The sequence below is a fragment of the Streptomyces sp. NPDC050988 genome (genome assembly GCF_044456225.1).
GTDB lineage: Bacteria > Actinomycetota > Actinomycetes > Streptomycetales > Streptomycetaceae > Streptomyces.
Genome location: NZ_JBITFQ010000064.1, coordinates 1 through 5767 on the forward strand (window position 1 = coordinate 1; position 5767 = coordinate 5767).

General features: G+C 71.9%; 3 protein-coding genes and 1 pseudogene. All 4 read right to left on the bottom strand.

From position 1 onward, the window contains the following. A pseudogene (locus tag ACIBEI_RS49455) lies at positions 1 to 1082 on the bottom strand (hypothetical protein); the annotation flags it as partial. A 4-nt stretch (positions 1083 to 1086) separates the two neighbouring features. Continuing rightward, a complete protein-coding gene (locus ACIBEI_RS49460) occupies positions 1087 to 2199 on the bottom strand; it encodes an AAA family ATPase (RefSeq protein WP_398898104.1) in 1113 nt (370 codons plus the stop codon). Positions 2200 to 2236: 37 nt separating this feature from the next. Next, entirely contained in the window at positions 2237 to 4252 is a 2016-nt protein-coding gene (locus ACIBEI_RS49465) for a caspase family protein (protein ID WP_398898105.1), read from the bottom strand. A 3-nt stretch (positions 4253 to 4255) separates the two neighbouring features. Beyond that, the gene (locus ACIBEI_RS49470; RefSeq protein ID WP_398898107.1) at positions 4256 to 5365 is read right to left on the bottom strand and encodes a hypothetical protein; all 1110 of its coding nucleotides are present in this window, start codon (positions 5363 to 5365) and stop codon (positions 4256 to 4258) included. Positions 5366 to 5767: the final 402 nt, after the last annotated feature.

Consider the following 5767-nt stretch of genomic DNA (forward strand, 5'->3'; position numbering starts at 1 on the left):
GGGGCCCCCGCCACCACCGCGCCCCCGGGTTTGTGGGGGGGGGGGGGGCGCGCCCCCCCGGGGGGGGGGGGGGGCGGGCCGCGGGGGGGGCCCCCCCCCCCGGGCCAGAGATCGCGCAGCGACCAGCCCGCGGGGGTGAACCGCTGGGCCGACGGCCCCGATCGCCCGGCCCGCGCCCCGTCCGCCTCGGGGTGGAAGGACACCGGCAGCGGGGCGACGCCGGTTCGTCCCCACAGATGCCGCGGCAGCAGATGGACGATCACCACCGGCCCGTACGAGGCCAGCAGATGGACCTGCGCGGCCAGCCGCCCGTCGTGCCAGCCGCGGCCGACGCCGTCGGTGACGAACGCGATCAGGCGTCTGCCACCGGGCTCCAGCAGGGTGCGCAGGCCGGTGCGGCCGCCTCCGGCCGACATCGGCATGGTCTCCGCGGTGTCGGGGTCCAGCCGGCGCACGGTGACCGACCGGAAGGCGCCGAATCGGGCGGCGGCCCGGCTCATCTCGCGCATCAGCGGGGTCCACAGCTTCATGGAGGGCCCGGTGTCGCACACCAGCGCCACGTCGTAGTACGGCTCCTCGGCGGCCTCGACCATCGGCACGACCATGCCGGTCGCCGCCGCCCACTCTGCGGTCGACTCCTCGTCCACGACGGTCCGTACCGGCGAGGGGCGGGTGCGCCGCAGCGGGCGCAGGGCGTTGGCCAGCCCCACGCCGTCGGGCAGCCACCGGGCCGGAAGCGGCGCCGCGACACGGCTGGAGACCCCGCCCATCTCGGCGATCGCGGGTTCGGCGGCGCGCAGCCACAGCCCCAGGTCGTCCCGCCCGGTGAAGCCGGGCGGCCGGAGCAGGTCGTCCGGCGGGGGGGGCCCGCTCCCGCCGGACACCGGGTCCCCGACGGCCGGGAGCTCGCCCATGACGTCGCCCGCCGGGCCGACGGCAGCCCGCTCCCGGTCCGAACGCCGGTCCGTCGGCGGTGTGTTCTCCGCCGGCAGCCGCGCGGCCAGCCAGGCGATGTCGAGGACCTCTCCCAGACCGACCTGGGCATCGCAGTTCAGCAGGGCCCTCGCGACCTCAGGGTCCACCGCGTCACGCTCCGGAGAGCGGGTGGAACACCGCGCTCGCGATGGTCTCCATGTCCTCCGGCCCCAACTGGGCCGTGAGCCTGAGGCGTACGGCGTTGATCAACTGGTCCGGCGAGAGCTGACGGCCGTCGGCGGTCAGCCTGTCGTAGCGCTCCAGGACGTCCTCGACCTCGGACAGGTCCTGCATCTCCGGCACATGGGACCGGAGGATCTCGTGCAGGCGGCCTCCCTCGGGGCGCTTGAGGGTCAGGAAGAGGCATCGGCGGCGGAAGGCCGGCGGGAACTCCCGGTCGCCGTTGCTGGTGAGGACGACGACGGGGAACTGCGCGCACCGGACCCGTCCGTTGTGCACGGGCACCGGGTCGTCGCCGTCCCAACCGAGCACACGGACCGGTGAGTCGGGGATCCGGCGCAGCTCGGGGATCTCGTAGCTCCCTGTCTCGAAGACGTGCAGCAGGTCGTTGGGCAGGTCCACGTCGCTCTTGTCGATCTCGTCGATCAGCAGGACCCGGGGCCGGCGCCTGGGCAGTAACGCGTCCCCCAGCGCACCGAGCCTGATGTACCGTCCGATGTCGTCGTGGCCGCCCTTGGGCTTGACACCCCTGCGGTTCAGGGGCGAGCCGTTGCGCAGGTTCATGTCGTGCAGCCGGCCCAGCACGTCGTAGCCGTAGAGCCCCTCGCGCAGGGTCGAGCGGCTGGTGACGCCCCACCTCAGCACCGGCCCCAGACCGAGCTCCCGGGCGATGGAGGAGGCCAGGGTCGTCTTCCCCGTGCCGGGCGGACCGGTGACGAGCAGGGGGCGCCGCAGATGGATGGCGGCGTTCACCAGGTCGTGCACCTCACGGTCGCCGCGGTAGGCGACCGCCACCCGGTCGTCCCACGACTGCTCGTTCTCGGTCGAGGGCGGTGGCACCGGCAGGCCGATGTGGTCCGGGTCCCGCTCGCGCAGCCGTGCCTCGTCCTCCGGGGCCACGATCGTGGGCAGGCCGAACGAGCGCCAGGGCGGGGGTTCCGGAATGTCGGGGGCCGCCTCGTCCGCGGTCCGGGGCGCCCCCCGGTGTCCGCGATAGACCCACCAGCCGGGAGCCTCCGAGGAGACGCCAGGGCCTTGCGTCATCTGCACTTCCCTTCTGCTCACCGGGCCGTCGTCCGGGTCACGGCATGGCCACCGCGGTCCGGACCAAAGGAGAACGACGCGGGTCGTCGAAGAGCACGACCATGTCCCGGAACACCTCGGCCTCGTCGCCCCCTTTGCAGCGGAGGCCGAAGATGATCTCGGGCACGTCGTGCAGGGGGCGGCCTTCGAGTTGCCGGAGCAGGCTGTCCCGCACCAGCGCCCCGTCGCAGAGCGCACTGCCGTCACCGCCGCGTACGCAACTGTCGGCCGTGGACCGGTCGGGCCAGATGGCCAGTACGGCACCGTTGTTGAGGGCCGTGCCGACGATGTCGAAGGACGTGCTGTCGTCCAGGGAGCGGGACAGCACGATGCCCGCGTGCACGTCCGCCGCCTCGTTCGTGGTGAAAGCGTGTTCCACGGCGTCGGCCTGCTCCGTGCGCCGCTCGCCCCCGGGTGCGCACACGACCGCGCAATCCCGCCACTCCAGGCGCGCCGCGGGGACGGCGTCGAGTAGCACGGCCCGGCGCTCCCAGCTGAGAGTCTGTGGGCCCCTGCGGTGCCGCCAGCGGTCGCGCAGGACCACCGGGGCGTTGTCGCCCAGCAACGGCGCCTTGCCGCTCGGAACGGTGAAGCTCGGCATCGTGTCGAAGCGGTGGCCGAACAGGTCCCGGTCGACGATGAACTCGACCCAGGCGCCCTGCAGCGCCGAGCGGACCTTGGCATGGGCCCCGTCGTAGATCTGCTCGACGAGGGTGGCGAACTCGTCCTTGCGCCAGCTCCGTTGCGCAACGTCGATCCGCAGGCGTTTGTGCCCGGTGTAGAACCACGCCTGGGCGTGGTAGCTCGGCTCGGGGCGGTTCCCGGCGGGTACGGCCGCGCTGCCGCGGGTGATCTCGTCCAGCCGTTCCAGGTCGATGACCAGATGGGCCCGCGGAGGGGCCGGCGTTCGGTGCGCCGCTTTGCGGGGCAGCGGTGTCAGCCCCTTGTCGGCGGCCCAGGAGCCGTACCAGGCGTGGATGTCGTCCCGCAGGCGTTCGATCCTGGCCAGGACGGCGCAGAGTCCCGTGATGCAGTGGCCGCCGTCCTCCCGGTGGGGCAGCCGCGTCACCCGCACCGCCATCTCCGGCAGGGTCAGGTCGTCGTCCGGCATACGGGGCCCGGAGGCGTGCAGCCAGTCCCACACTTCACCCTCCTCCTGCGCGGTCAGGCAGGCCTGGGTCAGGAGCGTGCGCAGCCTTTCCGCCTGGAGGTGGGTGACCGCCGCGCCGGGCCGGAAGTCCTTGTCGACGAGGAGCCGGCCCCGGCGGGAGATCCAGTAGTGGGTGGGTATCTGGCCGTAGTCGGGGTCCTCCTGCTCGTACGCCGTCTGGAAGCGCGTTTCGAGGCGCACGGCGGCCTCCTCGATGGGCCCGAGTTCCAGCCGGTCGCCCGGCGGCAGCGTCTCCACGGCTTCGATGAGCCGGCGTGTGAAGACTCCGCCCCGCTCGTCGAAGAGCGCCTGCTCGCCGTGGCGGGCGCCGTACAGCACGAGTCCGTCCCAGTCCGGGTGTTGTACGACCCCCGCGGCGGTGACCAGCGTCTGGGCGCCGGCGTCACCGGTGGACGCCGAGTCGCCCTCCCGACAGGCGTCGATCACGAACAGCCGCCGTCTCGGCCGGCCCGGGCCGGCCATACGGGCCTGTAGGTCCTCCAGTTCGACGTAGCCGCTGTGGGACACGTACAGCCGGTGGCGGCCATTGTCCCTGGCGATCGCGCCGTGTCCGAGCCAGTAGAGGACGAAGGCGTCCTCCTCCCCCAGTTCGTCCAGGGGGCCCGGCCGGAGCAGGAAGTCGGACAGCACACCGAGTTCGGCCCGTGCCAGGTCCGCCGTGTCGGCCCAGGGCTCGTCGGGCAGCCCGGCGGCGTTGGTCAGGACGGTCACGGAGCAGGGTTCCCCGACGTGGTTCACCAGCCAGGAGACGAAGCGGGCGCCGGCGGCCGCCGAGCCGGGCAACTCCCGCAGTGACGAGCCCTCGTACGTCTCCGGACACACCACCAGAGCGCGTACCGCCATCGCTCAGCACTCCTCGACGGCCGTGCGGACGGCCTCGTACACCCGCGGGGTGGTCCAGTAGGCGCCGTGCGCCCGGGGGAAGGGCTCCCGGGTGTCGACCTCGACGTCCTCGACCCGGCCTTCGAAGTGGTCCTCCGCGGGAAAGGCCAGCAGGTCCTCCCGGTCGACCACGTTCACCCAGCGGGCCCGGAAGTGTTCGGGCAGTGGCGCGCCGAGGCGGTGGGTGGTCAGCGCGTCCAGGCCGTAGAGGTACGGAACTTGGCTGCCGACGGTCACCAGGAGCCGTACGTTCGGCAGGTCGTGGGCCACCAGGCTCTCGAAGCACGCCACTCCGCCGAGGCTGTGCCCGAGCAGGGCCACCGGTCCGGGGATCTCCCTGATCCGCTCGGCCAGGAAGGTCCGCAGGGGCTTGCCGCGGGCCTGGTAGAGCAGGATGTCGCCGAGGGCGGGCGTCGCCCGGGCGAGGAGCCGTTCGCGGTGGCGTCGGACGACCGGGCGAGCCATGTGCTGGGCCGTCGACCAGGCGACGGCGCGGGTCCTGTCGCCCAGACCGCCCAGGGGCGCGGCCCCCAGACACTTCTCGACGGCCCGCCACAGCTCGTCGCGTTCCGCCGCGGACACGAGCACCGCGCCGCCGTCCTTCTCACGCACCCGAATATGGACGGACGTCAGACAGCGGGCAACCAGGTCGTGCGATCTCCTGACTGCGAGAAAAGGGAGGGCTGCCACGAATTCCCTGTTCCGTAGCACTTCCGCCACGGACTCTCGCAAGTGATCCGCTGATTCACCGGGAAGCAGTTTCTCGACCGTCGGTTCCTCGGGCAGATTCCGGATACGCGAACGCAGGGTTTCCAGGGTCCTCGGCGAAATGGCGGAGGCGTCACCGGACACCGTCGGCACCGCCAGCCGGATTTCGAACAACGGGTCGTCGTGCAGCCGGGCCCACACCGCCCGTTCCGCGTCGGACCAGTCCGTTCCCGCCCCGTCCGGGAACGGCGAACCGGTGTCGTCCTCCTCCGCGGGCCCGCTCGTGGACGCGACGCCGAGTACGTCACCCCAGGAGCATGTTTCCAGCGACGTGTCCGGAAGGGCCTTGCGGAAACCGTCCCCCATACGGTCGAGTGCTTCCTTTTCACGCTTCGACCGAACGCCCGTTCCATGGACAAACAGAATCGTAGTCAATTTTCCCCCAACCCCCGCGCCGCGGTAAAGAGCACCGCGACGGACGCCAACGGTAGCGTGATGCGGGAGCGTGCGGCCCGGGCTCGGTCAATTCACCTGCGGTGCCAGGGAAAGTGACTAATCGCAAACAGAACCGGCCCGAGATCGATCAGGAATCGGCGCGCACCGGTCGCGGCGGCGATCCCGTAGGGCGGGCCTTCCGTCTCCGCCTCAAGCCGGCCGCACCAACCCCATGTCATAAGACGTCATCTCATTTGGATCGGTAGCCTGTCGATCGTGGTTTCGATCGTTGAGCGGCTGGTGCCGGATGAGTTGTGGGAGTTGTTCCAGCGC